Raw genomic sequence first — 4575 nt, 5'->3', positions numbered from 1 at the left:
CTCGGCGACGCCGGGCCTGAGCACGGCGGACACCGTTCCCCCGGAGAGCCCTGCGGACGAGCCCGCCGAGGACTCCCCGGCAGATGGCTCCCCGGCGAAGGAGAAGCCGGACGAGGGGCCGGGCGCGACCGGCACCTCGTCCGGCGCCGACGAATAAACCAGGTTCCGCGAACGGGAGGGGAATCCATGGACCGCAGGATCTTCGGTCTCGAGACCGAGTACGGCGTCACGTGCGCCGCCGACGACGGGCGTGGCCTGTCGGCCGACGAGGTCGCCCGCTACCTGTTCCGGAAGGTGGTGGCGTGGGGCCGTTCCTCGAACGTGTTCCTGAGGAACGGCTCCCGCCTCTACCTCGACGTCGGCTCGCACCCCGAGTACGCGACGGCGGAGTGCGACGACGTGCGGCAGCTCGTCTCGTACGACCGGGGCGGCGAACGCATCCTGGAGGGCCTCGTGGCCGACGCGCAGCAGCGTCTGGAGCACGAGGACCTGCCCGGACGCATCCACCTGTTCAAGAACAACACCGACTCGGCGGGCAACTCCTACGGCTGCCACGAGAACTACCTGGTGCGGCGGTCCGGCGACTTCTCGCGGCTGTCCGACGTGCTGGTTCCGTTCCTGATCACCCGGCAGATCCTGGTCGGTGCGGGCAAGGTGCTCTCAACGCCGCGCGGTGCGGTGTTCTGCCTCTCGCAGCGCGCCGACCACATCTGGGAGGCCGTCTCCAGCGCCACCACCCGGTCCCGGCCGATCATCAACACGCGCGACGAGCCGCACGCGGACGCGGAGCTGTACCGCAGGCTGCACGTCATCGTGGGCGACTCGTCGATGGCGGAGCCCACCACGATGCTCAAGGTGGGCACCACCGACCTGGTGCTGCGCCTGGTCGAGGCAGGGGTCCCGATGCGGGACCTCACCCTGGAGAACCCCATCCGGGCCATCCGGGAGATCAGCCACGACCGCACGGGCAAGCACGCCGTGACGCTGGCCAACGGCCGGACCATGACGGCGATCGAGATCCAGTCGGAGTACTACGAGCGCGCCCGCGAGCTCGTGGAGGCCAACCTCGAGGTCACCCCGGTGGTCAAGCAGGTGCTCGACCTGTGGGAGCGCGGGCTGCGCGCCCTGCAGGCCGAGAACCTGTCCCTCGTGGACCGGGAGCTGGACTGGGTCATCAAGCTCAAGCTGATCAAGCGGTACCAGGAGAAGCACGACCTGGGGCTGGACGACCCCCGGATCGCCCGCCTCGACCTGGCCTACCACGACATCTCCCGCACGGAGGGCCTGTACAACCTGCTCGCCGCCCGCGGCATGGTGGAGCGGGTCACCACGGACCTGGAGGTCTTCGAGTCGACGGCGCTGCCGCCGCAGACCACCCGGGCCAAGCTGCGCGGCGACTTCGTACGGGCGGCACAGGAGGCGCGGCGGGACTACACGGTCGACTGGGTGCACCTCAAGCTGAACGACCAGGCGCAGCGCACCGTGCTGTGCAAGGACCCGTTCAAGAGCGTGGACGACCGCGTGGAGCGGCTCATCGAGAGCATGTGAGCGCCGAGCGCACGTGACGGTGCCCCGGCCGCCGGCCGCCGGCCGGTGACCGGGGCACCGTCGTTCCCGGACCGTCGTCGCAGCATGGGAGACTTGCGCGAGTGAGCTCCTGGGTACGCGTCCTCGTCGGCGGTCTGGCGGCAGCCGCGGTGACCATGACCACGGCGTGCACGCCGGCCTCGCTGCCGGTCGAGGTGGGCCCGGCCCCGACGTCCTCGGCGTCGCAGGCGCCGCTGCAGGTCACGGGCGGGAGCGACGCCCCGCCGACGCTCGAGTACGAGAAGCCGTTCGAGGTCGTGGAACCCGGCTCGCGCATGGTCTGGCCCGGCACCGGCGACGTGCTGGAGCGGGACGACCCGGTGCTCCTGAACCTGTACGCGCAGGACGGCCGCGACGGAACGGAGCTGCAGAACACGTTCCGCACCGCGCCCGCGGCGTACACGATGACCGAGAAGTCGCTCGGCAACCACCTGTTCGCGGCGCTCGAGGGCCGCCGCGTCGGCACCCGTCTGGCGCTCATGGAGGAGCAGGACGGCGTCCCGGTGCTGCTGGTGGTCGACGTGCTGCCCGCCCGGGCGTCCGGCACGGAGGGCGTGCCGCCAGGCAAGGAGCTGCCGCAGGTGCGCCTGGACGACCTGGGCGCCCCGACCGTCCGCATCCCGCGTGGCGTCGATCCACCGACCGACCTCGTGGTGCACCCCTTGCTGCGCGGCTCCGGGCCGCAGGTGCGGGCCGGCCAGATCCTCACCGTGGAGTTCACCGCCGTCCGCTGGAGCGACGGCGAGGTGGTCGACACCACGTGGACCGAGGACACCCCGCCCCAGTCCGCCGAGATCGGCATCGGCCGGCTCGTCGACGGCTGGGACCAGGGGCTCCTGGAGCAGACCGTCGGGTCCCAGGTGATGCTCGTCGTCCCGCCGGGGAGCGGGTACGCCAACACCAGCAGCAGCCTCGCCGGCGAGACGGTGGTGTACGTCGTCGACATCCTCGACGCGCACAAGGCCGTCGCCGGGGACGAGGAAGCACCGAAGAAGAAGGAGGGCTGATGTCCGTCGCGATCCGTGTGATCCCGTGCCTGGACGTCGACGCGGGCCGAGTGGTCAAGGGCGTCAACTTCGCCGACCTGCGGGACGCCGGTGACCCGGTCGAGCTCGCCGGCCGGTACGACGCCGAGGGCGCCGACGAGCTCACGTTCCTGGACGTGTCCGCCTCGTCGGGCGACCGGCAGACCATGGTCGACGTCGTGCGCCGCACCGCCGAGCAGGTCTTCGTGCCGCTCACGGTGGGCGGCGGCGTCCGCTCCACGGACGACGTCGACCGGCTGCTGCGCGCGGGCGCCGACAAGGTGGGCGTGAACACGGCCGCCATCGCGCGCCCGGAGCTGATCGCCGAGATCGCCCAGCGCTTCGGCTCGCAGGTGCTGACCCTGAGCGTCGACGCGCGCCGTGTCACCGGCGACGTGACCACCCCCTCGGGCTACGAGGTCACCACGCACGGCGGCCGTCGAGGCACCGGGATCGACGCCGTCGAGTGGGCCGAGACGGCCGCCCGGCTCGGCGCCGGCGAGATCCTGCTGAACTCGATGGACGCCGACGGCACCACGGCCGGGTTCGACCTGGAGATGCTGCACGCCGTGCGCGAGCGCGTGCACGTGCCCCTGGTCGCCTCGGGCGGCGCGGGCACCCCTGAGCACTTCGTCGAGGCGGCCCGGGCGGGGGCGGACGCCGTCCTGGCCGCGTCGGTCTTCCACTTCGGCAAGCTCACGGTGGGTCAGGTCAAGGACGCGATGCGCGCCGCCGGCCTCGACGTCCGCTGAGGCGCCCCCCGGGACTTCCTTGACCTCGACCTGAGTTGAGGTCTTAGCGTCGGTGACGCCGAGGGGTGACGCCCTCGGCGTAAATCCGTCGAATCGATTCCCTCGCCATGAGAAAATTGCGGGGTCCCCCCAGGAAGCGAGGTCTTGCCGTGCCCCCAGAAGCCCCGCGACCCACCCCGATGGCCCTTCAGGGCTCTCGTGTGCGCCGCTCGATCTCGGTCATGTGGCGCGGTATGCGCGCCCACCCCGGCATCTACGTGCTGGCCGTGGGCGCTTCCGGCCTCTTCGGCGCGCTCACCGTCGCCGTCAGCCGCGCGGTCGGCTGGGCCACCGACTCCGTCGTGGTCCCGGCCATCGGCGGCGACGAAGCCGCCCAGGACCGGGTCTGGCTCGCCGGCCTCGTGCTCGGCGCCGTCGCCCTCTCGCTCGCCCTGTCCGTCGCCGGTCGCCGCATCTGGGCCGGATACGGTTTCGTCGGCATCCAGGCCGACCACCGCACCACCCTGACCCGGCAGTACCTGCGGCTGCCTGTCTCCTGGCACCGCTCGCACCCCGCCGGCCAGCTCCTGAACCACACCACCTCCGACACCGAGGCCGCCACCGGCGTCTTCAACCCGCTGCCGTTCGCGCTCGGCGTCGTGGTCATGATCGGTGTCTCCGTGGGGCTGCTGGTGGCGATCGACCCCTGGCTGGCGCTCGCGGCCCTCGCGATCATCCCGGTCACGATCGCCGTGAACGCCGTCTACCAGCGGCACATGTCCCCGGCCGTGACCCGGGCGCAGCGGCTGCGCGGCGACGTGGCCGACGTCGCCCACGAGAGCTTCGAGGCGGCGCTGCTGGTCAAGGCGCTCGGCACCGAGGACCGCGAGGAGAGCCGGTTCGGTGCCCGCACGCAGGAGCTGCGCGCCGCGAACGTCCGGGTCGGCATCGTCCGCTCGCTGTTCGACCCCGTGATCCAGACCCTGCCGTCGATCGGCACCCTCCTGGTGCTGGCCGTCGGCACCTGGCGCATCGCCGCGGGCGCCGTCGAACCAGGCGACCTGGTGACCGCCGCCTACCTGCTCACGATGATGACCGTGCCCGTGCAGGCGTTCGGCTGGGTGCTGGGCGAGCTGCCGCGCGCCCTGGTCGGCTACGAGCGCATCGCGCAGGTCGCCGACGCGACCGGCGCCCTCGAGCACGGCGACGCCCGCCTGCCGCGGGACGCCGGC

The 4575-nt window shown here is 72.2% G+C and carries 4 protein-coding genes; all 4 read left to right on the top strand.

Annotation, left to right across the window (positions count from 1 at the left end; genetic code table 11):
• The first annotated feature begins 186 nt into the window (after positions 1-186).
• A complete protein-coding gene (gene pafA / locus PROKR_RS10920; protein WP_020014731.1) occupies positions 187-1548 on the top strand; it encodes a Pup--protein ligase in 1362 nt (453 codons plus the stop codon).
• Between the two features lie 101 nt (positions 1549-1649).
• A complete protein-coding gene (locus PROKR_RS10915; protein ID WP_245605794.1) occupies positions 1650-2594 on the top strand; it encodes an FKBP-type peptidyl-prolyl cis-trans isomerase in 945 nt (314 codons plus the stop codon).
• Positions 2594-3364, top strand: a complete 771-nt coding sequence (gene hisF, locus PROKR_RS10910; RefSeq protein WP_036963036.1) for an imidazole glycerol phosphate synthase subunit HisF — start codon at positions 2594-2596, stop codon at positions 3362-3364. Before PROKR_RS10915 ends, hisF begins: the two co-directional genes overlap by 1 nt.
• Positions 3365-3585: 221 nt before the next feature.
• The coding region (locus tag PROKR_RS10905) for an ABC transporter transmembrane domain-containing protein (RefSeq protein WP_169736389.1) at positions 3586-4575 on the top strand (990 nt) is incomplete at its 3' end.

Origin of the sequence: Promicromonospora kroppenstedtii DSM 19349, assembly GCF_000515355.1 — a bacterium.
GTDB classification, from domain to species: Bacteria; Actinomycetota; Actinomycetes; order Actinomycetales; family Cellulomonadaceae; genus Promicromonospora; species Promicromonospora kroppenstedtii.
This window is presented reverse-complemented; position numbering and strand designations above follow the sequence as displayed.

Coding starts and splice junctions, on each gene's coding strand:
- pafA (WP_020014731.1), top strand. CDS start 187: ATGGACCGCAGGATCTTCGGTCTCGAGACCGAGTACGGCGTCACGTGC.
- hisF (WP_036963036.1), top strand. CDS start 2,594: ATGTCCGTCGCGATCCGTGTGATCCCGTGCCTGGACGTCGACGCGGGC.